At 71.1% G+C, this 24,829-nt stretch carries 21 protein-coding genes; 5 read left to right on the top strand and 16 right to left on the bottom strand.

The genetic code is table 11. From position 1 onward, the window contains the following. Positions 1–74: 74 nt before the first annotated feature. Positions 75–416 carry an anti-sigma factor antagonist BldG gene (gene bldG / locus DSC45_RS24995; RefSeq protein ID WP_119294186.1) on the bottom strand — a complete coding sequence of 114 codons (342 nt, stop codon included), beginning with the start codon at positions 414–416 and terminating at the stop codon, positions 75–77. Positions 417–522: 106 nt separating this feature from the next. Between bldG and DSC45_RS24990 the strand changes: the two genes are divergently transcribed. Continuing rightward, positions 523–2,949, top strand: coding sequence for a DEAD/DEAH box helicase (locus tag DSC45_RS24990; protein WP_119294185.1), 2,427 nt, complete (start codon positions 523–525; stop codon positions 2,947–2,949). A gap of 15 nt (positions 2,950–2,964) precedes the next feature. Here DSC45_RS24990 and DSC45_RS24985 read toward each other — a convergent pair whose 3' ends face one another. The 13 genes from DSC45_RS24985 to ssd all read right to left on the bottom strand — a co-directional run bounded on the left by DSC45_RS24985 (position 2,965) and on the right by ssd (position 14,669). Next, positions 2,965–4,257: a cytochrome P450 family protein gene (locus DSC45_RS24985; protein ID WP_119294184.1), complete on the bottom strand. Its 1,293-nt coding sequence runs from the start codon at positions 4,255–4,257 to the stop codon at positions 2,965–2,967. Further along, a complete protein-coding gene (locus DSC45_RS24980; RefSeq protein WP_240434834.1) occupies positions 4,254–5,753 on the bottom strand; it encodes a cytochrome P450 in 1,500 nt (499 codons plus the stop codon). The genes DSC45_RS24985 and DSC45_RS24980 overlap by 4 nt, the downstream gene beginning before the upstream one ends. Then, a complete protein-coding gene (locus DSC45_RS24975) occupies positions 5,750–6,460 on the bottom strand; it encodes a GTP-binding protein (protein WP_119294183.1) in 711 nt (236 codons plus the stop codon). Before DSC45_RS24975 ends, DSC45_RS24980 begins: the two co-directional genes overlap by 4 nt. After that, positions 6,438–6,800, bottom strand: coding sequence for a DUF742 domain-containing protein (locus DSC45_RS24970; RefSeq protein ID WP_119294182.1), 363 nt, complete (start codon positions 6,798–6,800; stop codon positions 6,438–6,440). The genes DSC45_RS24975 and DSC45_RS24970 overlap by 23 nt, the downstream gene beginning before the upstream one ends. Beyond that, complete coding sequence (locus DSC45_RS24965; protein ID WP_119294181.1) at positions 6,797–7,243, bottom strand: roadblock/LC7 domain-containing protein; 447 nt, start codon at positions 7,241–7,243, stop codon at positions 6,797–6,799. The genes DSC45_RS24970 and DSC45_RS24965 overlap by 4 nt, the downstream gene beginning before the upstream one ends. Next, positions 7,240–9,159: an ATP-binding protein gene (locus DSC45_RS24960; RefSeq protein ID WP_346426677.1), complete on the bottom strand. Its 1,920-nt coding sequence runs from the start codon at positions 9,157–9,159 to the stop codon at positions 7,240–7,242. Before DSC45_RS24960 ends, DSC45_RS24965 begins: the two co-directional genes overlap by 4 nt. A gap of 306 nt (positions 9,160–9,465) precedes the next feature. Further along, entirely contained in the window at positions 9,466–9,840 is a 375-nt protein-coding gene (locus tag DSC45_RS36585; protein ID WP_240434833.1) for an Rv3654c family TadE-like protein, read from the bottom strand. 4 nt (positions 9,841–9,844) lie between these two features. Next, positions 9,845–10,375 carry a TadE family type IV pilus minor pilin gene (locus DSC45_RS36580; protein ID WP_240434832.1) on the bottom strand — a complete coding sequence of 177 codons (531 nt, stop codon included), beginning with the start codon at positions 10,373–10,375 and terminating at the stop codon, positions 9,845–9,847. Then, positions 10,362–10,625 carry a DUF4244 domain-containing protein gene (locus DSC45_RS24945; RefSeq protein ID WP_119294179.1) on the bottom strand — a complete coding sequence of 88 codons (264 nt, stop codon included), beginning with the start codon at positions 10,623–10,625 and terminating at the stop codon, positions 10,362–10,364. Before DSC45_RS24945 ends, DSC45_RS36580 begins: the two co-directional genes overlap by 14 nt. Before the next feature lie 100 nt (positions 10,626–10,725). Continuing rightward, on the bottom strand, positions 10,726–11,508 hold the full coding sequence (locus tag DSC45_RS24940; protein ID WP_119294306.1) for a type II secretion system F family protein: 783 nt from the start codon (positions 11,506–11,508) through the stop codon (positions 10,726–10,728). A 124-nt stretch (positions 11,509–11,632) separates the two neighbouring features. Next, a complete protein-coding gene (locus DSC45_RS24935) occupies positions 11,633–12,430 on the bottom strand; it encodes a type II secretion system F family protein (RefSeq protein ID WP_119294178.1) in 798 nt (265 codons plus the stop codon). Then, positions 12,427–13,581: a TadA family conjugal transfer-associated ATPase gene (locus DSC45_RS24930; RefSeq protein WP_119294177.1), complete on the bottom strand. Its 1,155-nt coding sequence runs from the start codon at positions 13,579–13,581 to the stop codon at positions 12,427–12,429. Before DSC45_RS24930 ends, DSC45_RS24935 begins: the two co-directional genes overlap by 4 nt. Next, on the bottom strand, positions 13,578–14,669 hold the full coding sequence (ssd, locus tag DSC45_RS24925) for a septum site-determining protein Ssd (RefSeq protein ID WP_119294176.1): 1,092 nt from the start codon (positions 14,667–14,669) through the stop codon (positions 13,578–13,580). Before ssd ends, DSC45_RS24930 begins: the two co-directional genes overlap by 4 nt. A 487-nt stretch (positions 14,670–15,156) precedes the next feature. Here ssd and DSC45_RS24920 point away from each other — a divergent pair, with 487 nt between their 5' ends. Beyond that, positions 15,157–15,990, top strand: a complete 834-nt coding sequence (locus tag DSC45_RS24920; protein WP_119294175.1) for an HAD family hydrolase — start codon at positions 15,157–15,159, stop codon at positions 15,988–15,990. Positions 15,991–16,403: 413 nt separating this feature from the next. Here the strand turns inward: DSC45_RS24920 and DSC45_RS24915 are convergent, their stop codons facing one another. After that, a complete protein-coding gene (locus DSC45_RS24915; RefSeq protein WP_119294174.1) occupies positions 16,404–17,219 on the bottom strand; it encodes a Fic family protein in 816 nt (271 codons plus the stop codon). 101 nt (positions 17,220–17,320) lie between these two features. Between DSC45_RS24915 and DSC45_RS24910 the strand changes: the two genes are divergently transcribed. Continuing rightward, positions 17,321–18,385, top strand: a complete 1,065-nt coding sequence (locus DSC45_RS24910) for an ATP-binding protein (protein WP_240434830.1) — start codon at positions 17,321–17,323, stop codon at positions 18,383–18,385. Here DSC45_RS24910 and DSC45_RS24905 read toward each other — a convergent pair. Beyond that, entirely contained in the window at positions 18,351–19,646 is a 1,296-nt protein-coding gene (locus tag DSC45_RS24905; protein ID WP_119294173.1) for a polysaccharide deacetylase family protein, read from the bottom strand. The two genes, DSC45_RS24910 and DSC45_RS24905, sit on opposite strands and share 35 nt — an antisense overlap. 427 nt (positions 19,647–20,073) lie before the next feature. On the opposite strand from DSC45_RS24905, the gene DSC45_RS24900 reads away from it, so the two are divergent. Further along, the gene (locus DSC45_RS24900) at positions 20,074–22,428 is read left to right on the top strand and encodes a bifunctional SulP family inorganic anion transporter/carbonic anhydrase (protein WP_119294172.1); all 2,355 of its coding nucleotides are present in this window, start codon (positions 20,074–20,076) and stop codon (positions 22,426–22,428) included. A 113-nt stretch (positions 22,429–22,541) separates the two neighbouring features. Then, entirely contained in the window at positions 22,542–24,557 is a 2,016-nt protein-coding gene (acs, locus tag DSC45_RS24895; protein WP_119294171.1) for an acetate--CoA ligase, read from the top strand. The last annotated feature ends 272 nt before the right edge of the window (positions 24,558–24,829 follow it).

Below are 24,829 nucleotides of genomic sequence, written 5' to 3'. Positions count from 1 at the left end.
CGGGGGGCCGGGCCGATGGCCCGGTACCCCCCTTGATCGAGCTTCCCGGGCACAGAGCCCGGGCGCACCCACCGTCAGTCGGTGGCCGCCACCGCCTCGTCGACCGAGGCGTGGATCGGGAACACCTTGGTCAGGCCGGTGATCCGGAAGATCTTCAGAATGCGCTCCTGGTTGCACACCAGGCGAAGTGAACCCTCATGGGCCCGCACTCTCTTGAGACCGCCGACCAGCACGCCAAGTCCGGTCGAGTCGAGGAAGTCCACGCCCTCCATGTCGACGACCAGGTGAAAACTGCCGTCGTTCACCAACTCGACCAGCTGCTCGCGCAGCTTGGGCGCGGTATAAACATCAATTTCGCCACCGACCTCGACGACCGTACGATCGCCGACGGTACGGGTCGACAGGGACAGGTCCACGGATCCTCCAGCACCTTGCTATCGAGCGCTCGCCCCTCGGACGCCTGGAATCCCAGGCCTGAGGCGGTCGCCAGCCGCGATGGCATTCAATCACCTATAGGCAGGCGTGCACGACGCCTTCGGACCATTGTCCGTCACGCCAGTGACACACTCGGTGCCGATGGCCAAGAATCAGCGCCCCGGGCACACCCCGCCGGGCACGTCCGTGCGGCCCTCGCCGCAGACGGTCCTGGACCGGCTGGCCGCGGGGGGAGACCGGGCTGCGCGCATCACTCATACGGAGCACCTGCCCCCGCGGGCCGGTCGCCATGCCGTCTGGCCGCACCGCATCCGCCCCGAGGTCGTCGCGGCGGTGCAGAAGGCCGGGATCGCGGACCCGTGGGCCCACCAGGCGCAGGCCGCCGAGCTGGCTCTCGACGGCCGCAGCGTGGTCGTCGCGACCGGCACGGCGTCGGGCAAGTCGCTGGCCTATCTCGTCCCCGTCCTGTCGGCCCTCCTGGACGGCTCCGAGGCGCCCAACGGCCGCGGGGCCACCGCGCTCTACCTGGCGCCCACCAAGGCACTCGCGGCCGACCAGTGCCGCGCGGTGAAGGAACTCGCCGATCCACTGGGCAAGTCGGTACGGCCCGCGGTCTACGACGGGGACACCCCGTTCGAGGAGCGCGAGTGGGTGCGCCAGTACGCCAACTACGTACTGACCAACCCGGACATGCTGCACCGCGGGATACTTCCCTCCCACCCCCGCTGGTCCTCGTTCCTGCGCGCCCTGCGCTACGTCGTGATCGACGAGTGCCACACGTACCGCGGAGTCTTCGGCTCGCACGTCGCACAGGTGCTGCGCCGGCTGCGGCGGCTGTGCGCGCGCTACGGATCGGAGCCTGTGTTCCTGCTCGCCTCGGCCACCGCGGCCGAGCCGTCGGCCGCCGCCGGGCGGCTCACCGGGCTGCCCGTCGAAGAGGTCGCCGACGACGCCTCACCCCGCGGCGATCTGGTCTTCGCCCTGTGGGAACCGCCGTTGACCGAACTCCACGGCGAGCAGGGCGCCCCGGTGCGCCGTACGGCCACCGCGGAGACCGCCGACCTGCTCACCGATCTGACCTTGCAGGGGGTGCGCTCGGTCGCCTTCGTACGGTCCCGCAGAGGCGCCGAGCTGATCTCCGTGATCGCCAAGGAACGACTGGCCGAGATCGACCGGTCCCTGGTCGGGCGCGTCGCCGCGTACCGGGGCGGCTATCTGCCGCAGGAGCGCCGCGCTCTCGAGCGGGCCCTGCACTCGGGCGACCTGCTCGGACTCGCCGCGACCACCGCGCTCGAGCTCGGCGTGGACGTCTCAGGACTCGACGCCGTCGTCATCGCCGGATATCCCGGAACCCGCGCCTCGCTGTGGCAGCAGGCGGGACGCGCGGGGCGGACCGGAGGCGGGGCACTGGCGGTCCTGGTCGCACGGGACGATCCGCTCGACACCTATCTCGTGCACCACCCGGAGGCGATCTTCCAGCGGCCGGTGGAGACCACCGTCCTCGACCCGGGCAATCCGTATGTCCTGGCGCCGCACCTGTGCGCCGCCGCGGCCGAACTCCCTTTGACCGAAAGTGATCTGTCGCTCTTCGGGCCGGGGACGGAGGAGGTGCTGCCGCAGCTGGAGGCGGCGAAGCTGCTGCGGCGCCGTGCCAAGGCCTGGCACTGGACGCGCCGGGAGCGGGCCGCCGACCTGACCGACATCCGGGGGCAGGGCGGTCCGCCCGTGCAGGTCGTGGAGTCAGGCACCGGGCGGCTGCTCGGCACGGTGGACGCCGCCGCCTCGCACACCGCCGTTCACGAGGGCGCCGTCCACCTCCACCAGGGGCGTACGTATCTCGTCGAGAAGCTGGACCTGGAGGATTCCGTCGCGCTGGTGAAGGAGGCCAGCCCGCCGTACTCGACGACGGCACGGGACACCACCGCCATCTCCGTACTGGAGACGGAGGTGACGGTCCCGTGGGGCGAGGGACGGCTGCACTACGGCTCCGTCGAGGTCACCAACCAGGTTGTCGCCTTCCTGCGCCGGCGCCTGATCACCGGTGAGGTGCTCGGCGAGTCCAAGCTGGACCTGCCGCCGCGCACGCTGCGTACCCGGGCCGTGTGGTGGACGGTCACCGAGGACCAGCTGGACGCGGCGCGGATCAACCCGGAGATCCTCGGCGGCGCCCTGCACGCCGCCGAGCACGCCTCGATCGGCATCCTGCCGCTCTTCGCGACCTGCGACCGGTGGGACATCGGCGGCGTCTCGGTGCCGCTGCATCCGGACACCCTGCTGCCGACCGTGTTCGTCCACGACGGGGAGCCGGGCGGCGCGGGCTTCGCCGAGCAGGCCTTCCGTACCGCCCGTGAGTGGCTCACCGCCACTCACGGGGCGATCGCGTCCTGCGAGTGCGAAGCCGGCTGCCCGTCCTGCATCCAGTCCCCGAAGTGCGGCAACGGCAACGAGCCCCTGCACAAGCGGGGCGCCGTCCGCCTCCTGACGGAACTGCTCAAGGGCGCGCCTAAATCCTGACGGCGCGCTGCCTTGTCAGGTGCGCGGCGCCGACGAACGGCCCGCGTGCGGCCGTACCGGAAGCCGGTTGACGCTGTTGCCCACGAACGAGGCGTGGCGGGGGAGTTCGGGTTCCGGCACCGCGAGATCGAGGTCCGGGAAGCGGCCGAAGAGCTGCTCCAGGGCGATCGTCGCCTCCATCCGCGCCAGCGGCGCACCCATGCAGAAGTGCGCGCCGTGGCCGAGGGAGAGGTGGCGGGTCGTACCGCGGGTGATGTCGAAGCGGTCGGCCTCGGGGCCGTGCGCCTTCGGGTCGCGGCCGGCCGCCGAGTAGCCCGCGAGCACCGGGGTGCCCTTGGGGATGGTCGTACCGTCCAGGGTGAGGTCGCGGGTCGGGTAGCGGAACGGGAAGTAGCTGACCGGGCTGTCCCAGCGCAGCGTCTCCTCCACCACGTCCGACCAGGTGGCCTTCCCCGCCTGTACGAGGGCGAGTTGGTCGCGGTGGGTGCACAGGGCGCGGACCGCGTTGGTGATCAGGTTCAGGGTGGTCTCGTGTCCGGCGATGATCGTCAGCATCAGTGTGCCGAGAAGTTCGTGCGGGCCGAGACGGTCGCCGTTCTCCTCGCGGGCGGCGATGAGAGCACTCGTCAGGTCGTCGCCCGGCTCGGCGGCACGCGAGGCCGCGACCTGACCGAGCACCTCCACCATCTCCTTGTTCGCCGCCATGGCCTCCTCGGGGCCGATGTCGGTGGCGACGATCTGGTTGGACAGGTGGTGCAGGCGGTCGTGGTGCTCGGCGTCGACACCGAGGAGTTCGCAGATGACGCCCATCGGGAGCGGCAGCGCGAAGTGTGCGCGCAGGTCGGCGACCCCGTCGCCGTCGGCCGCCGCGGCGTCCAGACCGTCCAGGAGCGACAGGGTCAACGCCTCGATACGCGGCTGCAGTTCGGCTACCCGCCGGGCGGTGAACGCCTTGCTCATCAACGACCGCAGGCGCCGGTGGTCGGCGCCGTCCGCGGTGGTCATACCCTGCACGGTGGCGAACGTCTTCAGCGGCCAGCCGTCGGGTATCCGGCCTTCCCGCAGGTCGGTGAAGTGCTCGGCGTTCTTGGCCACGTCGGGGTGGGCGAGGAACTCCTTGAGCGCGTCATGACCGAGTACGGCCATGCCGGCCACGTCTCCCGGAAGCGTCACCGGGGCGACGGCTCCCTGGGCGAGCAGCCGGGCGTTGGAGGCGTGCGGGCAGCCGCCCGCCGGGTCGAGACGGTGGGACGGCCCGGGTGCGGCTGCGTCGCCGCCGGTCGTGGGTGCGTCGGGATGTGTGGTCAACGGAGGCTCTCCTGCTCGTGGGACGGAGATACGGCCGGGGGGTGGGCGTCTGCGGAGGGCTCCTGGGCGTCGCTCGGGCGGCGCCTGCGGAGGTCGGTGAAGGTGACCGGGAGTGCGGCGAGCCCCTTGCTCCAGGGAGACTTGATCCACTCCAACTGCTCTTGCGGGATGGACAGTTCGAGATCCGGCAGCCGGTGCAGGATGGTGTCCACCGCGGTACGGGTGATGAGCCGGGCCGGGTCCTGCGCGGGGCACAGGTGCGGTCCGGCACCGAAGGCGAGGTGCGCGCGGTTGCCGACCACCGGGCCGCCGTCGTCCGGCAGGATCGCGGGGTCCATGTTCGCCGCGGCGAGGCCGAGGATGAGCATGTCGCCCGTACGGATCTGCCGGCCGCCGAAGACCATGTCGCGTGTGGCGTAGCGGGCCGGGAAGTTCTGGGTGGGCGGGAAGCGCCACAGGACCAGGTCGAGCGCGTCGTCGACGCTGAGCCTCCCGCCGGTCAGCGAGGAGCGGAACTGCGGGTCGCAGAGCAGCACCCGCAGGGTGGTCGCGATCCAGTTGACGGTGGTCTGGTTGCCGGCGACGAACATGACCACGAGGTTGTGCAGCACCTCGTCGTCGGTGAGTTGGGCGGGGTGGTGGAGCAGGGCCGAGGTGACGTCGTGGCCCGGCCTCAGGCGCTTCTCCTTGATGAGGGCGTCGAGGATGGCGCCCACGCGCCTGCTCGCGTCCGCCGACGCGCTGGTGGCGGCGACGGTGCCGGCGAGTGCCTCCACCAGCTGCCGGCCGGTCCGTTCGTCGACACCGAGGAGCGCGGTGATGACCCGCATCGGCAGTTGGCGCGCGTAGTCGGCCACCAGGTCGGCCCGGCCGGTCGCCGCGAAGGAGTGGATGATCTGCTCCGCGGTGTCGCGCACCAGGCGCCGCAGCTCGTGGCCGTTGATCCCGGACAGCGCGGTGGAGACCGCGGCTCGCATCCTGCGGTGCTGCTGCCCGTCGGAGAACAGCAGCGCGGGCCGCCACCCGACCATCGGCAGGATCGGGGAGTCCGCGGGCACCCGGTTCTCCCTCAACAGGCGCCAGCGGCGCGGGTCGTGGGAGAAGTCCTGCTCGTCTCGGGTCAGCCGGAGCAGTTCGTGGTAGCCGAGTACGAGCCAGGCGTTGATGCCCGGGGCCACCGACACGGGCGCCACCGGGCCGTACACCTGGCGCAGTTCCTCGTACAGCCCGGGCAGGCGGTCGCCGTCCACGTCCGGGCCGTACAGGGCGGTCGGGCCGGTCTCCGCGGAGCCGGACCGGACTCCGGTGACGGGGCACTGGCCGGGCGGGCCCGACGAGAACCCTTGCGCAGGGCCGCCCGGCCGGCCGGGGTGGGACGGATCCGTGCCGGGGGCGGACGGCTCGGTGCCGGGGGCGGACGGCTCGGTGCCGGGATGGGGCTGCTCGGTGCCGGGATGGGGCTGCGGTTGCCCGGCCGGCGAGTGCGGCGATGTCATCTGGACTCCGTGGCAACGTGGATGAGGTGGCGTACGAGGGCGATCAAGGCCCGCACGGACGACGCCGGATCGCGGGCGTCGCAGGCCACCAACGGGGTCTCCGGCAACAGGTCGAGGGCCGCCCGCAGTTCGTCGTCGGGGTGCTGAGGGCTGCCGGGAAAGACGTTGGCCGCCACCGCGAACGGCAGTCCGAGATCCTCCAGATTGCCGAGCGCGTCGAACGACGCCTCCAGATCGCGGGTGTCGATCAGGGCGAGCGCACCGAGCGCTCCCTTGGCCAAGTCCCGCCAGGCGGGCAGGAACCGCTGCTGTCCGGGAGTGCCGAACAGGTACAGGACCAGGTCCCCGTCCAGCGTGATCCGCCCGAAGTCGAGGGCCACGGTGGTGGTGGTCTTGGTGCCGGACACCGCGGTGTCGACCCGGGCGCCCGCCTGGGTCATGACCGCCTCGGTGAACAGCGGTTTGATCTCCGAGACGGTGCCGATCAGCGTGGTCTTGCCGACCCCGAGCGGGCCTACGACCAGGATCTTCGCGGCGCCCGCGACGCTCGGGGCGACGTACTTGCCCGCCTCGGTGGCAGGCGGCACGGGGGCGGTCGGTGGCGCGGGGAACGTCGGCGGCGCGACCGGGGCCGGCGGGGCGGAAACCGCGGGGTCCGGCCCGGCGGCGGCCTCGCGCGGCACGTCAGAGGCGGCTTTCGAGACCATGGAGGACCTTTCTGAGCATGGTCACATCGGCGCGTTCGGCCGTAGGTATGGGCGGGCGGGTCACGATCAGTCCCCACTCGATGAGATCGGCGAGCAGCACCTGGACGACGGAGGGCGGCTGACCGATGTGCGCGGCCACCTCGGCGACCGAGAGAAGCCCCTGACAGTGCGCCAGGATCTTCTGGTGCTCGGGCTGGAGCGACGCGGGGAACGCCTCGTCGGTCGCCATCACCAGCGACTCCCAGGCCAGCGTCTGGGCATCGGACATCTCCCGGCCGCGCGTGATGACGTACGGGCGGATCGCCGAGGTCGTCCGCTCCTGTGGCCGGCGGTCGGTCATGACGAGGCGGCGGCTGGGTCCCGCGGCTGGCTGGTCAGATGGGCGCCGATCTTCGCGACCAGCAACTGCATCTGCTGCGCCACCAGGCCGACATCCGCCTGAGGGTCGGTCGCGACGCCGAGATACGCCCCCTCCCCGGCATGGGTGAAGAGCACGAACCCGTGGTCGGACTCCACCATCTGCTGCCGTACGCGAGCCCCGGTGCCGAACAGCAGTGACGTGGTGGAACGCCCCGTCATCGTCATCGCCGCGCACGCCGCCGAGAGCGCCTCGGCCTCGTCCACGCTGAGCGCCGCCACCGGGCCGGTGAGGTTCGCCGCGGACATGTGGCCGAGCCGCAGCCCGTCCTCGGAGACGACCACGGCGTGCCGGACGCCCGGTATCTCGGTCAGCGGGCGGAGCATCCAGCCCAGGTCGGGAAGGGGGGCGATGGTTCCGGTCACGGCCGGCCTCCGTCGTACTCGTCGGGGGTTGGGGGTGGAGACGGTTCGAGGGGAGGCAGCGGGGCCGCCGTCGTGCCGGGGCCGGGAGCCGGCGGATCCGTCGGGGGTTCGTCGGCGTGCAGTTCCGCTCGACCGCGCAGGGTGCCGGACACGACGCTGGCGATCGACGCGCCCGCCGCCTCCGGGGTCCAGGGGTCGGTGGCCGGAGCGGGCTGCGGTACGGGAGCGGGCCGTTGCTGCTGTGCTGCGGCAGGCAGGGACTGCATGGCCGCATGCGCGGCGCCGCGGCGACTACGACGGCGCGGCAGACCGGTCGGGGTCTCGGCGGGGGCGGCCGGCTCCGACGGGTCCGGCTGGGCGGCGGAGGTCGCGGAACTCTCGAGGGGGCCGGAGGTGACGTGGGGCGCGGCGGGGGGTGCCGGTGATCCTGTGGCCTCCGCCGGGGTCGGAGCGGTGGAACGGGTGGTCCGGTCCGGGGCCGCCTGGGCGGGGGGCTGGGCCTGGGCAGCGGGCTGGGCCTGGACCGCGGGCGCCGCCGGTCCCCCGGCAGGGGCAGGCGGCTGCGGAGGCGCCGTGTCCGGCAACGGCTGTGCGGAGAAAGGCAATTGCCCACCATTCGTGGTCGCCGACGGAACCGGCGCACCGGCCCCCGCAGAGGCAGAGGCCAGATCGGCGGACTCAGCCCACGCCGCCGACGGGCCTGCTCCAGCAGCCGGTTGACCGTGACCCGACATCAGCACGGTGGCCGGTTCGTCCCGCCGCTGCTGCGGCACTCCGTACGGTTCCGGCCACCGCGCCGGCGACGCCGACTGCCCCGCCGGCTCGGTCATGAGATGGAACGGTACGAACGTCACCGCACACGTACCGCCGTACGCCGACGTTCCGTTCAGCTTCACCTCGAACCCCAGCTCACGGCTCCACCGCCCGACGCAGGCCAGCCCGAGACGGGGCACAGCGCCGAGCCGGGCCAGGTCCTGGTCGTCGCGGAGCAGCCGCGTGGCCTGCTCCAGCACGTCCTGCGGCATGCCACGCCCGGCGTCCTCGATCTCGATGACCGCGCCCGCACCGACTTCCCGGATATTGACCACCACCGGATGGTTCTGGGGCGAGAACGTGGTGGCGTTGTCCAGGAGTTCGGCGATGGCGTGCATCAGACCCTCGACGGCCGGTGCCACGGCGTACAGCGTCTGCCCGCCCCGTACCTCGATACGGCTGTACTCCACGATCCGGGACTGCGCGCCCCGCACGCAGTCGTACAGCGACACCGGACGGTTCTCCCGTCGCGCGGGCCACACCCCGCACATCACCAGGAGCGTCTGGGCCTTACGGGTCATCTGGGCGGCCGCGTGGTCCGCCTTCATGACGTCGGCCATCACCCGGGAATCGTCGATGGACTGCTCGACCTGGTCCAGAAGTTGCTGCTGCACGGAGGCCATCGCGTGCATGGTCCGGGCGACGGATTCGAATGCGGCCTGGACGGAATCACGCAGTCCGCGCTCGCGCCGCATCGCCTCGTCCGACCCCAGCGCCACGATCATCGCGGATACCGCCCGCTCGAACTCGGCACCGGTCTCGCCGGGCGCCGCGATCGGGCCCGGCACGCCTTCCAACCGCTGGCCGGCACGCACCCGTTCGGCGATCGCCGGGGCCCGTACGCCCGCGAGGTGTACGACCTCCGCGCTCCGGGCCGCGGCCAGCCGCTCCGCACGGTCACGCTCCGCCCGCTCGCCGGACAGCCGCCGTGACTGCACGAGCAGCCCGGTCAACAGCAGCACCGCCAACGAAGCGCAGCCGGCGGCCAACGCCGCGCGCCAGTCGTCCGCCGCGCCCATCAGCACGAGGACCGCGATCCCGCCCGCGACCATCACGGCCGCGGCCCACACCGCAGCCGTACGACCTGCGAAACCGCGGGTCACCACGGCACACCCGCCCCGACGCCCCTGCGCACCCCGGTCACCACGACTGCCCCTTCCGGCACACCGAACTCCCATGCGAAATAGGGAATATTGCAACCCTAGATCAACACTCCCGATTTGACTTCCCTTCTTGACGACCAGATCTCCACACTCCATCCCCTCCGCACACCTCTCCCTCACCCCTCAGTCACCCCCAGGCGCGCGTACGGCCTCCACCCGGCGCCCGGCCCGGACCTCACCCCTCATCGAACGCCTCCGCCCCCACCACCGCCTCGAACACCCCTGCTTCCGGCTCCACTTCACCCGTCACCGCCCCTCTCCTCGCACCTCCGCTCCCGACTTCGCCTCTACACCCGACGAACCCCCACCCCCGTACGCGGGCCCCGCCCTCGCCCGCACCTCCGACACAAACGGTCCCGCCGCCGCCCGCACGGTCACATCCGCGATCTCGCCACTGACCGCGCACCGCACCACCTCACCCCGCTGAGCCCGCGCCACCCGAGCCCCTGCCGCACAGGCCACCCGCGGCCCCTCCAGCGCACGGTCCGCCACCGCGAGCGCGGCCAGGTCCGCGGCCCCGCCTGCCCGATGACGGCCCAGGACCGCCTGCCCCAGGAGCAACACGGCCCCGACCACGACGGCCAACACCCCGACCACGAACACCACCCACACACTGGCCACCCCGTCATCCGCCTTCCACCAGGCCGCCCTCTCCAACTTCCCCGGCCCTTCCGGTTTCCCCGGCCCTTCCGACTTCCCCGGCCTCCCCGGCCGTTCCGACTTCCCCGGCCTCACCTGCCGTTCCGGCCTCCCCGACTCCCCCGGCCTCCCCGGCCCTTGCGGCCTCCCCGACTTCTCCGACCGCGCCACCCTCCGCCATCGCGACCGCCTCTGCCCCCACATCAAGCGCCAGACCTCCGATCCCCGCCGTACGTGCCTCGACCGACACCCGCACCAACTCCCCCTCCCTACGCACCGCCACGCGAGCCCCGCGCGGAGCCGCCTGCTCCGCGACGGCCACCGTGACCGCCTGCGGCTCCTGACGGGCCGCCGCCCTGGCGCCGGCCCGGGCGGCGTCCACACACTGGATCTGCGCGCACGCAGCCATCAGGCCCCAGAGCAGCGACACCGCGACGATCGCCAGCACCGGCAGCACCACAGCGGTCTCCGCCGTCACATAGCCCTCGTCCCCGTCAACCCGCTCAGAACTGGGCATCAAGCCCCTTACCGATGACCGCCTCCAGTGCCCCCTTGACCGTGTCGCTGGTGACCACCCGGTAGAGCACCGCCGCGAATCCGCAAGCGGCGACCGTCCCCAGCGCGTACTCGGACGTGATCATCCCCGCGTCCCCCGACCCGCTCGTCTCTCCGCACACCAGCCGAGACCACCAGACCCGCCGCCTCGACCAGCACGCCCGCCCGGACCCCTTCCGCACCCGCAACTGCAACCGCCCGACGAAACCCATCACAACCCCCACAAAACATCGCCCCACAGATCCCGCACCCCGAGCCTCAAAGCCCGACGTCCCTCAACCCTTCGCACCACCTCCCTCAACAGCCCACCCCTCACCCCCCGTTCAAGATCCGGCCAGCCATCCCGACCAACACCGGCGCGATGCCCACCACCAAGAACGCGGGAAGAAAGCAGAGCCCCACCGGCGCGGCCATCAGCACCGCCGCCCGCCGCGCCCTGGCCGTAGCCGCTCTGGCCCAAGCCGACCTGCACTCGGCAGCCAGACCCGCCACTTGGTCCGCCGCCGGCGCCCCGGACGCGTCCGCCCGCTCGAGACACCGGGCGAGCGGTCCCGCGCCAGGCCCCGGTATCGCGGCCAACCTCCGCCAGGCTTCCGCTGGTTCACCGCCGAGCCGCAACTCCGCTGCCACCCTCGCCAGACATCGCCCCACCGGCCCCGGCAGCGAACGCCCCACGGACTCGGCCGCGACAGCGGGCCCGGCACCCGCCGCCACACACGCGGCCAGCAGATCTGCGGCCAACGGCAACTGCCGTTCCGCCTCGGCCGTTTCCACCTCACCCGCCGCTGCGCCCCGGCGCCTGCGATGCCGTACGGCGTATCCCACAGTCAGGCCGATCAGCCCGCCAACCACACCTCCCCACACCGCATATCCCGCGCAAGCAACCCCCACCACAGACACCCACCCCGCCCCCGACGACCATCGCCCCGACCGCTCCCCCGACCACGACACCGGCTGCACCGCCGACGCCACCCTCGATCCCGGACTCGCCTCCGCCCTCGAACTCTCCGGCACCTCTTCCCCCACCGCCCGCACTCGCGCCCGAACCTCCCGCACCCGCCGCCCGACCACCACGGCCCACACCACCGACACCATCCCCACAAGCGCGGCCCCGATCAACAGCCCCACCCCCAGCCTGTGGACAACTTCCGCACCCAGCACCGCCACTCCCCTCGTCCCATCCCTCACCGTTCACCCCTCACCGTTCGCCGCTCGCTCCTCACGCCTCTGCCCGGCGCACGATCCACGCGGCCCACCACAGCCCGACCCCTTCCAGCACCACCCCCACGGCGAGACACCCGAGCCCCACCCCCGTATGCAGCAGGACACGCAACGGGCTCGCCCCGAGCGCGGCGCCCATCAGCAGACCGACCACAGGCAACCCGGCCAACAGCACAGCAGTCGCCCGCGCACCCGCCAACTGAGCGTGCAAATCGGCTTGTTGGTCCCGATCAGCACGCAGAGCCCCTTCGAGCCGGGCGAGCCCCCGATCCAGCCCGGCCCCTCGCTCCACCGCCACCGACCAGCACGCCGCAAGCCCGAGCAACCCCTGAGCTCCCGGCTCCTTCGCCGCATCCCGCAACGCTGCCGGCACATCGCCGCCGAACCGCGCCGCCGCCAGCACCGAACCCTCCCCACCTCCCACCCCACCGGTCTCCCGCGCCGCAGTCAGCAGCGCCTCGGCCGGCTGGCACCCCGCCCGCACCTCGGCAATCACCGCACCGCACAACGCGATGACGGCATCCCCCCGCTCCTGCGCCACCCGCCCCAGCGCACGCACCCGCCAGGCCCTCGCCAAGACCGGTGCCGCCACGCCCCCGAGCACGAGCGGCAGCACCGAGCCGCCGAGGACCGCAAGCACCAACCCACCGGCCAGACACCAGACTTCGGGCCGGCACCCCACCGCACGCCCTCTCACGACCCACCCCGACACCCGTCCGGCGCCAGCCCCACCACTCCCCGCGCCAACCGCGAACAACGCCCGCACCCGCCGCTGACCCCGCCCCCGAAGCCTCACAACTCACCCCCCGATCCTCCGAGAAGCCCCCGCAGCCGCTCCCACCCCTCCGCACGCTCGAACGCAGCCGGCCCCCACCGCAGAGCAGGCACGGCCCGCACCAGCCCGTCGCCACCCCGCTCGAGCACCCGCACCTCAGCGATACGCCGCCGGCCACCCCGGTCACGATCGAGATGCAGGACGACGGACACCGCGGCCGCCAACTGACTGTGCAGAGCGGCACGATCGAGCCCGGCCGCGGTGGCCAGCGCCTCCAGCCTCGTCGGCACATCCGCCGCAGCGTTCGCGTGAACGGTCCCCGATCCGTCGTGCCCCGTGTTGAGAGCCGCCAGCAGATGTACGACCTCGGCGCCCCGCACCTCCCCGACGACCAGCCGGTCCGGCCTCATCCGCAGCGCCTGTCGTACGAGATCCTGCAGCGTGACCAGACCGACGCCCTCCTGGTTCGCAGGACGGGCCTCCAGGCGCACCACATGCGGATGGTCGGGCCGCAGTTCCGCCGAGTCCTCGGCGAGCACGATCCGTTCACGGTCCCCGACGAGCCCGAGCAACGCGGACAGCAGGGTGGTCTTCCCCGACCCCGTGCCCCCACTGATGACGTACGAGAGCCTGGCCGCCACGAGCGCCCGCAGTACGGCGTCCCCACCCGGCGGCACAGTGCCGGCGGCCACCAACTCGGCCAGCGAGAAGGCCTTCGGCCGCACCACGCGCAGCGACAGACACGTCGAACCGACCGCGACCGGCGGAAGAACGGCATGCAGGCGGGTGCCGTCCGGGAGCCGGGCGTCCACCCAGGGCCGCGCGTCGTCGAGGCGGCGCCCGGCCACCGTAGCGAGACGCTGCGCGAGTCGCCGTACGGCGGCCGCGTCGGAGAAGGTGACCGGGGCCAGTTCGAGCCCGTGCCCGCGGTCGACCCATACCTGGTCCGGCGCGGACACCAGGACGTCGGTGACCTCGGGGTCCGCGAGCAGGGCCTGCAGAGGCCCCGACCCGACCAGCTCGGAGCGCAACTCACCTACTACATCGAGGAGTTCGCAGTCACCAAGCACCCTCCCCTGCTCCCGCAGGGCCTCGGCGACCCGCGCCGGGGTGGGCTCGGCCCCGTGCTCGGCGAGCCAGTGGCGCACGCCGTCGAGCAGTGTGCGGGTCATGCCGTACCGCCCGCCGGCACCCGCTCCCAGAAGGCCTCGCAGAACCGGGCGAGCGGTCCACGTGCCCGCGCGCCCGGAGGCGCGTCGTCCCGTGCCAGCCCGGGCTCCTCCGGCAGCTCACCGGCGAGTGGCACACCGAGCAACCTGGCGATCTCCTCGGCCCCGATGCCGACCGTGAACGGCCCTCTGACCACCGCACGCAGATCCCCGAGCACCATCCGCGCCGCCGCGGCCACCCGCCCGGAAGCCGCCACGGGCCGCAACGCCGCCGGTACCACGAGCAGCCCGAGGTCGAGTTGGGTCAGGGCCTCGGCGACCGCGGCGTCGATCCTGCGGGGCAGATCCACGACGACCACACCCCCTCGCCGTCGCGCCGCGGAGAGCACGGCCCGCATCGCCTCCGCCGGCACCGCCACCGAATCACCCCGGTCCCAGCTCAGCACGCGTAGCGCGTGCAGCTCGGGGAGCGCGCCCTCGAGGGCCCCGCTGCCGAGCCGGCCACGCGATTCCGCGAACGCGGGCCAGCGCAGCCCCTTGACCGTCTCGCCGCCGAGCAGCACATCGAGACCGCCCCCGAGCGGATCGGCGTCCACCAGCATGGTCCGCCGCCCGGCCTTGGCGGCCGTCACCGCGAGGGCGCACGCCAGCGTGGAGGCGCCGGCACCCCCGCACCCGCCGAGTACGCCGACCGTCAGGGCCTGCCCACCGACGCCTTCGACCACATCCGCGATCCGGTCCACCAGCCATTGCTCGCCGTCCGGCAACCGCAGCACGTGGTCCGCACCGATCTCGACCGCCCGCTGCCACACGTCCGGATCGTCCTGGTCCCTGCCCACCAGGCAGACGCCGCGTCTGCGAGTGGCGCCGCGCAGGCGCCGGGCCGCGTCGTCCCCCACCAGGACCAGCGGTGCCGTCTCCCAGCCGCCCCCGCGCTCCGGCAGGGCAGGGTGTACTTCCGGCCGCGCCCCCGCCGCGGCGCACAGCCGCAACAAGTCGTCGAGCAGTGCTGCGTCCTCCGTGACGATCAGCGGTCCGTCGAGCTGCCCTTCACCGGCCGACGGCCGGTCGTTCGTGATCGATGCGGTCACGATCTCCGCCCCCTCTCGCTGTGAACGTGGTGAATCCGCAGTCGCGAAGTGGGCCGTGAACACAACGCCGAACTTCGCGAGCGGGATTCACCATGAGCGAGCTTCGGAAATCGTGTGGATCTTGGTCCAAAACTGTGGACAACTCGCGGGTTGTGAATAACTCGCTCACTCAAAGCAGTGAGGTCTACGGATCTCCCTCACAGCAGCCCAACCATCACGCACAGTGACCGGATCGGCTGGTCGAGGCGCACGCCCGACGAAGCGACCAGGAGGCGAATTTGATCAAAAAAAGAGGGCCAAAACGGGCCCGGACATGCGACGACCCCCGCCGGGGGGGAGAGCGGGGGTCGTCCCCACGGCCGACTCGGGGGGGGAGGAGTCGGACCGGGTTAGCACGGTCGCGAACGATCCGTGACTTCCATGGTGTACCCGAGAGCCTTCTCAGGCAAACCCACGCGCCACACCTTACGCCGAATGGTGGGCGCCTATGCTCGACCCCGTGGAAAACCACTCGTCACCCCGGACAGCAGCCTTCTTTGACCTGGACAAGACGGTCATTGCGAAGTCGAGCACGCTCACCTTCAGCAAGTCCTTCTACCAGGGTGGACTGATCAACCGCAGGGCAGTACTGCGTACTGCCTACGCCCAGTTTGTGTTTCTCGCGGGCGGTGCGGACCACGATCAGATGGAGCGGATGCGCGAATATCTCTCCGCGCTCTGCCGTGGCTGGAATGTGCAGCAGGTCAAGGAGATCGTCGCGGAGACTCTGCACGACCTGATCGACCCGATCATCTACGACGAGGCCGCGTCCCTCATCGAGGAGCATCACACCGCCGGACGGGACGTGGTGATCGTCTCGACCTCCGGCGCCGAGGTGGTGGAGCCGATCGGCGAACTGCTCGGCGCGGACCGCGTGGTGGCCACCCGCATGGTGGTCGGCGACGACGGCTGCTTCACCGGCGAGGTGGAGTACTACGCGTACGGCCCGACGAAGGCGGAGGCGGTCCGCGAGCTGGCCCGGACCGAGGGCTACGACCTGGAGCGCTGCTACGCGTACAGCGATTCCGCGACGGACGTGCCGATGCTGGAGGCCGTCGGCCACCCGCACGCGGTGAACCCCAGCCGGGGCCTGCGCCGCGAGGCGGTCGCCCGTGACTGGCCGATTCTCGACTTCCACCGCCCGGTCCCACTCAAGCAGCGCGTCCCGTCCCTGTCGGTCCCACCGCGGCCCGCCCTGGTGGCCGTGGCCGCCGTCGGCGCCGCGGCGGCCACCGCCGGGCTCGTCTGGTACGCGAGCAGACGCCGCATCGCGGCTTCCTGACGCGCGGGACCCCGCCCGTCACCACGTCCCGATCTGACCTCTGCATTCTGCGCCCGTTTTGCACGTATTTGAAGCTAAAAGTAAAGAACCGCGGCCAGGGCTTTCGCATCCCCGGTGACAGGAGTACAAAGGATTCAACGGCCCGCGAGACCAAGGACATCCGAGAGGATTACCTTCCAACGCAATTCGGCCCCACGGACCGCGCATGGTCGTACAGCACCCACGCGACGTCGACCCGTCGAATACGGGCCAGCCGCACCAGGCAACGGGCAAAGACCCCGACCTGATGGGCAAATACACGAGGACGCTTGGTAACTGGGCGGACATGCCAGCGGCGGTACCGGGACCGGTACCGCCGCAACCCTGTTCAGGGACTTTTCCGGGAACTTCGCGCCCCGCCACCAGCAGGCACCTCAGGCAGCTCCGCGCTGCAGCGCCTCACAGACAGCCGTCGATTCCCGCGCCCCGAGTTCAACGGCCTTGCCGCAGTGGGTGATCCAGGCCGCCATACCGTCCGGCTTACCGGAGGCATAAGCGTCGAGCGCCCCGCAGTACGCGGCCCGCCCCAGCTCCGCATGGCCCACCTCGGCCGGGCACACCGACTTCGGATCGAGACCGCTACCGATCAACACGATGCGCTCCGCCGCCCGCGCCACGAGTCCGTTGTACGAGCCGAACGGGCGCAGTGCGAGCAGCTCTCCGTGCACCACCGCCGCGGTGACCAGCGCAGGGGCGGAGCTGCCGTCGATGATCAGCCGGGACAGGCCGTCGAGACGGCCGGCGACCTCGTCCGCATCAGGCAGTGCGAGCTCGATCAGCGGCTCCTCGACCGGCTCACCGGCCTGCCGGGGCCGGCCCACCGTCTCGTCCTGCACCCCTGCGGCCACCAGGTGGAGCCGGGCCAGTACGCGCAACGGCGACTGCCGCCAGATGGACAGCAGTTGCCCCGCCTCCGCGGTCAACCGCAGCGCCGCGCCGACCCCACGCGCCTCGTCCTCGCTGCCGAAGTCGCTGCGCCTGCGCACCTCTTCGAGGGCCCAGTCGGCGCCGGCGAGTGCGGCGGAGCCGCGGGCTCCGCGCAGCGCGGCCTCCGAGGTGATCTCGTTGCTGCGGCGGCGCATGACCCGGTGGCCGTAGACCTGGTCCACGGACTTGCGCACCGACTCCACGCTGTCGGCCACACCCGGGAGCGAGCCGAGAACGGAGAGCGGATCGGCTGTCGTACTCATAAGTACGACACTACGCACCCGAGGGCCGCACCCCACGAAGGAGTGGTCTTCTTCACGCTGGTCGACCACTCACCGAGATGACACCACTACTCTTGGTGAACATGAAAATTGCTTTCGTCGGGAAGGGCGGCAGCGGCAAGACGACGCTGTCCTCGCTCTTCGTCCGTCACGTCACCGCCTCCGGAACCCCGGTCATCGCAGTGGACGCGGACATCAACCAGCACCTCGCAGCCGCCCTCGGTCTGACCGACGAGGAGGCCGCCGCACTGCCCCCGATGGGCGCGCAACTGCCCCTCATCAAGGACTACCTGCGCGGCACCAACCCCCGGATCCCCTCCGCGGAGACCATGATCAAGACGACCCCGCCCGGCGAGGGTTCGCGGCTGCTGCGGGTGCGTGAGGACAATCCGGTGTACGCGGCCTGCGCCCGGAACGTGGAACTCGACGGCGGCGCCGCCCGTTTGATGGTCACCGGCCCCTTCACCGAGTCCGATCTGGGCGTCGCCTGCTACCACTCCAAGGTCGGAGCGGTGGAGCTCTGCCTGAATCACCTCGTCGACGCCCGCGACGAGTACGTGGTCGTCGACATGACGGCCGGTTCCGACTCCTTCGCCTCCGGCATGTTCACCCGCTTCGACCTGACGTTCCTGGTCGCCGAGCCCACCCGCAAGGGCGTCTCCGTCTACCGGCAGTACAAGAGCTACGCCCAGGACTTCGGCATCGCACTCGCGGTGGTGGGGAACAAGGTGCAGGGCGAGGACGACCTGGCCTTCCTGCGTGAGGAGGTAGGCGACGACCTGCTCGTCACCTTCGCCCACTCCGACTGGGTACGCGCGATGGAGAAGGGCCGTCCGCATCCCTTCGAGCAGCTCGAAGAGGCGAACGCCACCGCCCTGCGGACCATGACGGACGCCGCGGACGCCTCGTACGAGCACCGGGACTGGGCGCGCTACACCCGGCAGATGGTGCACTTCCACCGTAAGAACGCGGCGAGTTGGGGAAACGCGAAGACGGGTGCCGACCTGGCGGACCAGATCGACCCCGCCTTCGTACTCGGTGAGGGTCTTGCCGACGGAATCGGCGGAGGCCTCGAAGGAGACCTCGCAGTAAGTGGGGCTCAGGACGCGGGCGTCAGCTCCGCTCCTTGTGCTCCTCTCCCGGCTTGACGGCCGGAGCACCCGGTACGCCCTTGGGCGCCGGAGCGGGCTTTCCGGAGAGGTATGCCGGCCAGCCCTCCTTCGGCGCCTGACCGACACCGAGCTTGCGCATCTTCTGCAGCACCTTCGGGTCCTGGGCGTCGAGCCAGTCGGCGAGCTGGCGGAAGGAGACGCAGCGCACCTCCTTCTTGGTGCAGACGCCCTCGATCGTCTCCTCGATGGCACTCATGTAGGTGCCGCCGTTCCACGACTCGAAGTGGTTGCCGATGACCAGCGGGGCGCGGTTGCCCTGATAGGCGCGCTCGAAGCCCTGGAGCAGGCCGTCACGCATCTGGTCGCCCCAGTACTCGTGCTTGGAGGGGTCGCCCTTCGTGGTGCTGCCCGACTGGTTGACCATGAAGTTGTAGTCCATGGTCAGCGTCTCGAAGGCCCGGCCGGGCACGGGGACCAGCTGCATGGACAGGTCCCACAGACCCTCCTTCTTCTTGGGCCAGACCTGGTTGTTGACGCCGCTGGTGTCGTAGCGGAAGCCGAGTTCGCGGGCGGCCTTCATGAAGTTCTGCTGGCCCTCGAGGCAGGGTGTGCGGGCGCCGACGAGTTCCTTGTCGTAGTCGAAGGGCAGCGGCTCGGCCTTCTTGTCGCCGGTGTTGGTCTTCCACTGCTTGACGAAGGACTTGGCCTGGGTGATCTCGCTCTTCCAGTCCTCGACGGACCACTCGCCCACCCCGCGGCCCTTGCCGCAGAAGTGGCCGTTGAAGTGGGTGCCGATCTCGTTGCCCTCGAGCCAGGCGCCGCGCAGTTGGTCGACGGTGTCCTTGATGCCCGCGGCGTCATTGAAACCGATGTCGGAGCTGCCCTGCTCGTGCTGCGGCGGGCTGTACTGGCCCTTCTTGCCCTCCGGCAGCATGTACACACCGCTGAGGAAGTACGTCATGGTGGCGTTGTTGGCCTTGCCCACTTCACGGAAGTGCGAGAAGAGCTTCTGGCTGTCCTCGCCGGCGCCGTCCCAGGAGAACACCACGAACTGCGGAGGCTTCTGACCGGGCTTCAGGCGCTCGGGCTTGGGCTGCTTCGGCTGGGTCCCGGTGTACGCGGTCGAGCCGTCACCGATGAGCCGAACGGGACTCTTCGGGGCCGCTGCGGCCTTCTTGGGGCCGTGCGCCCCCTCCTCCTTCTTCTGCCCGGACTCTCCGCCCGAGCAGCTGACAAGTCCCACGGCGCATGCCGCGACGGCGACACCCGCGGCAAGTCTCCTGGTGGCGGCGTTCATCCGCCCACCTCTTCTTTCGGGTCGGGGTCTCTTCGGCAGGGGTGACGTGGATACGCCGGAACTACGCGGGTGGCCTGCTGCGCGGTCCTGCCGATGGCGCCGCCAAAATCGCATGGCCTTACGGAGCGAAAGGTGCGACAAGCCGTAAAGCTGCTCTATTCGCTCACCTGAGTGAACGGATGAACCATTTGCCCGGCTTGCCCGACTCCATTCTTTACTCTCCATTACTGTTCATTTACCGAGAGTTGGCACTCCACGGCGCTCTCGGTACGCCGTCCCCGCCCCCTTCGCACACCCCGCGCCACCACCCCGCCCCACCGGCCGATGCCGCCGGCGTATGCCGTGACCCACGGCCGCATCCCATCCCGACCCCGCCCACCAGCGGGGCTGTCAAGCGACCGCGAAATCCCTCACGAGACGGGAAAACATGTCCGCCTCTGTCCCCACCCGTGCCGACGACTCCGGCCCCACCAAAGACCAGCGGCCGCACGGGCCGCCGACCCGACGCCTGCGTATCGCCGGAGCCGACGTCTCCGCATCGATCGCCGTCTTCCTGATCGCCCTCCCGCTGTCCCTCGGGATCGCTCTCGCCACCGGCGCCCCGCTGCAGGCCGGACTCGTCGCCGCCGCCGTCGGCGGAATCGTCGCCGGCACGCTCGGCGGTGCACCCCTCCAGGTCAGCGGCCCGGCGGCAGGCCTGACGGTGGTGACCGCCGATCTGATCCAGCAGTACGGCTGGCGCACCACGTGCGCCATCACCGTGCTCGCCGGACTCGCCCAACTCGGCCTGGCCTTCCTCAGAGTGGCCCGTTCGGCCCTCGCAGTCAGTCCGGCCATCGTGCACGGCATGCTGGCCGGAATCGGCATCACGATCGCCTTCGCGCAGCTGCACATCGTCCTCGGCGGCAGCCCGCACAGCTCGGTCGTGGACAACGTCCGCCAGTTGCCCTCCCAGCTGGCCGACCTGCACCCCGCGGCCGTCTCGGTCAGCGTGCTCACCCTGGTCGTCCTGCTCGGCTGGCCCAGGATTCCCGGCCGGGCCGGGCGACTGGTGCGCACGGTGCCCGCCGCGCTCGCCGCGGTGACCGTCGCCACCCTCGTCGCCGCGCTCGGCGGACTGCGTCTGGACCGGGTCGACCTGCCGTCCTGGAGCAGCCACGCGCTCGCCGGACTGCCCGACGGCCCGGTGCTCGGGCTCATCGCCGCCGTACTCACCATCACCCTGGTCGGCAGCGTGGAATCGCTGCTCTCCGCCGTCGCCGTCGACAAGCTGGCCGCGGGGCGCAAGTCCGGACCGCGCGTGCCGCGCGCCGACCTCGACCGCGAGCTGCGCGGTCAGGGCGCGGCCAATATCGTCTCCGGCACCCTCGGCGGCCTGCCCGTCACAGGTGTGGCCGTACGCAGCGCGGCGAACGTCCGGGCCGGCGCGGTGAGCAGCAACTCGGCCATCCTGCACGGCTTCTGGGTAGTGATCGCCGCCCTGCTCCTGGTCGCGGTCCTCGACCTGATCCCGCTCGCCGCCCTGGCCGCGCTCGTGATGGCGGTCGGCGTACAGATGGTCTCGCTCACCCATATCCGTAACGTCACCCGTCACCGCGAGGTGCTGGTGTACGGCGTGACCACGGCCGGCGTCGTGCTGCTCGGGGTCCTGGAAGGCGTGGCGATCGGTATCGCCGTCGCGGTTGCCGTCGCGCTGCACCGGCTTTCGCGTACGCGGATCACCCACGAGGAGCGGGACGGGGTCCACCATGTACGGGTGCGGGGCCAGTTGACGTTCCTCGCCGTGCCGCGGCTGAGCCGGACACTGCATCTCGTACCGCACACAGCCGGTGCGGTGGTGGAGCTGGACGGTTCGTTCATGGACCACGCCGCGTACGAGGCGCTGCAGGACTGGCAGGACGCGCACACCACACACGGGGGCTCGGTCGAGCTGACCGGCCGTTCCGGCGGACGGATCGCCGAACCCGCCGGAGGAGGCGACCACTGCTGCCGCCCCTGGACCGCCTGGCGCAACCACCGTTGTGAGCGTCCCGCCGAGCACGGCGAGCCTCAGGTACACCAACTCGCCAGCGGGATCAGCGCGTTCCAGCGGGACACCGCGCCGCTGGTGCGCGACGAACTGGCCCGGCTCGCCGAGGAGGGCCAGCGCCCCTCGCAGCTCTTTCTGACCTGCGCCGACTCCCGGGTCGTCACATCGATGATCACGTCCAGCGGCCCCGGCGACCTCTTCGTCGTACGGAACGTGGGCAATCTGGTGCCGCCGCCCGGCGAGGAGAGCGGGGACGATTCGGTGGCGGCCGCCATCGAGTACGCGGTGGACGTGCTCGAGGTCGACTCGATCACGGTGTGCGGGCACTCCGGCTGCGGCGGCATGCAGGCCCTGCTGCAAGGCGCCCAGGACACGGCTGACGGGACGGACGACGCGGCGAGCGGACCGACGGTGCCGTCCGGCCCCGACGAGCTGCCCGCCACTCCGTTGCGTCGCTGGCTGCGGCACGGTGCACCCAGCGTGGAGCGGATGTCCCGGCAGGGGCACAACTGGGCGCGGGTCGCGGGCCGGCCGCCCGGCGACCCGATCGAGCAGCTGTGCCTGACCAATGTCGTCCAGCAATTGGAGCATCTGCGCGGCCACGAGTCGGTCAAGCGGCGGCTCGCGGACGGCAGCCTCGCGCTGCACGGCATGTACTTCCACGTGGGCGAGGCCCAGGCGTATCTGCTGACCGGCGGCGACGATCTCTTCGACGTGGTCGCCCCCGCGGCACTGCAGACGGCGCGCGTCTGAACCGGGAGCGCCCGGGCTCCGTGAGACTGTGTGGCCCCGCTTCCGGGGCCACACGCCACGCACAGGTCTAAACCAGTTGTCCAAGGGCCCTTGTCACCAGGGGCGGGCGTCTGATGAGCTGTGGCCTGGGACACAACGGTCGCCCCCCGACAAAGCACCGTAAGGGAGATGTCGTGAGCAACGAAAGCCTGGCCAACCTCTTGAAGGAGGAGCGACGCTTTGCGCCGCCTGCCGACCTGGCCGCGAACGCCAACGTCACGGCGGAGGCGTACGAGCAGGCCAAGGCTGACCGGCTGGGCTTCTGGGCCGAGCAGGCCCGGCGGCTGAGCTGGGCGACCGAACCGACCGAGACCCTCGACTGGTCGAACCCGCCGTTCGCCAAGTGGTTCGCCGACGGCCGGCTCAATGTCGCGTACAACTGCGTCGACCGCCACGTCGAAGCCGGTAACGGCGACCGGGTCGCCATCCACTTCGAGGGAGAGCCCGGCGACAGCCGCGCGATCACCTACGCCGAGCTCAAGGACGAGGTCTCCAAGGCGGCCAACGCCCTGACCGAACTCGGCGTCGGCAAGGGCGACCGGGTCGCCGTCTACATGCCGATGATCCCCGAGACGGCCATCGCCATGCTGGCCTGCGCCCGCATCGGCGCCGCCCACTCGGTGGTCTTCGGCGGCTTCTCCGCGGACGCGATCGCCAAGCGCGTCGAGGACGCCGACGCCAAGGTCGTCATCACCTCCGACGGCGGTTACCGCCGCGGCAAGCCGTCCGCCCTGAAGCCGGCCGTCGACGACGCCGTCTCCCGCGTGGACAGCGTCGACCACGTCCTCGTGGTCCGCCGCACCGGCCAGGACGTGGAGTGGAACGAGGACCGCGACCTGTGGTGGCACGAGGTCGTCGAGCGGCAGAGCGCCGAGCACACGCCGGAGGCCTTCGAGGCCGAGCAGCCGCTCTTCATCCTCTACACCTCGGGCACCACGGGTAAGCCGAAGGGCATCCTGCACACCTCGGGCGGATACCTCACGCAGGCCGCGTACACCCACCACGCGGTCTTCGACCTCAAGCCGGAGACCGACGTCTACTGGTGCACCGCCGACGTCGGCTGGGTCACCGGCCACTCGTACATCGTCTACGGCCCGCTGGCCAACGGCGCGACGCAGGTCATGTACGAAGGCACCCCGGACTCCCCGCACCAGGGCCGCTTCTGGGAGATCGTGCAGAAGTACGGCGTCTCGATCCTCTACACGGCGCCGACCGCGATCCGTACGTTCATGAAGTGGGGGGACGACATCCCCGCGAAGTTCGACCTGTCCAGCCTCAGGGTCCTCGGTTCGGTCGGTGAGCCGATCAACCCCGAGGCCTGGATGTGGTACCGCAAGCACATCGGCGGCGACCGCTGCCCGATCGTCGACACCTGGTGGCAGACCGAGACCGGCGCGATGATGATCTCGCCGCTGCCCGGTGTCACCGAGACCAAGCCGGGCTCCGCCCAGCGTGCCCTGCCCGGTATCGCGGCCACCGTCGTGGACGACGAGGCGCACGAAGTGCCGGACGGTGGCGGCGGCTATCTCGTCCTGACCGAGCCGTGGCCGTCGATGCTGCGCACCATCTGGGGCGACGACCAGCGCTTCATCGACACCTACTGGTCGCGCTTCGAGGACAAGTACTTCGCCGGTGACGGCGCCAAGAAGGACGAGGACGGCGACATCTGGCTGCTCGGCCGGGTCGACGACGTCATGCTCGTCTCCGGGCACAACATCTCGACGACCGAGGTCGAGTCCGCACTCGTCTCGCACCCGTCCGTCGCCGAGGCCGCGGTCGTCGGCGCCAACGACGAGACCACCGGACAGGCGATCGTCGCGTTCGTCATCCTGCGCGGCACGGCGGACCAGTCCGAGGAACTGATCGCGGAGCTGCGCAACCACGTCGGGGCCACCCTCGGCCCGATCGCCAAGCCCAAGCGCGTCCTGCCGGTGGCCGAGCTGCCGAAGACCCGCTCCGGCAAGATCATGCGCCGCCTCCTGCGGGACGTCGCCGAGAACCGCCAGGTCGGTGACGTCACCACCCTGGCCGACTCCTCCGTGATGAACCTGATCCAGACCCAGCTCCCCTCGGCGTCCTCCGAGGACTGAGTCACCCAGGACACGCTCCCAGGCCGCTCACCACGAGCGGACCGCTGCATACGGACAGGGCACCCGGCCTCCCGCCGGGTGCCCTGTCCGTCTCCGCATCCGCAGGCACCCGGCCTCCACGACAAGCGGCCGTGCTCCCGCGGTGCGAAGATCACCGCGTGTACGGCCTTGCGCCAGGCGGGTAGGGTGACGACCGCGTCCATCACATGAGACGCAAAACTAGGTGCGCCGGGAAGTCTGGTCGGCAACGAGTTCGTTGTGCCCGTCTTCTC

It is taken from the genome of Streptomyces sp. YIM 130001, from assembly GCF_003574445.1.
Taxonomy (GTDB): domain Bacteria; phylum Actinomycetota; class Actinomycetes; order Streptomycetales; family Streptomycetaceae; genus Streptomyces.
The sequence above is the reverse complement of the archived record's forward strand: the minus strand, read 5'-3'. Positions and strand labels throughout refer to the sequence as shown.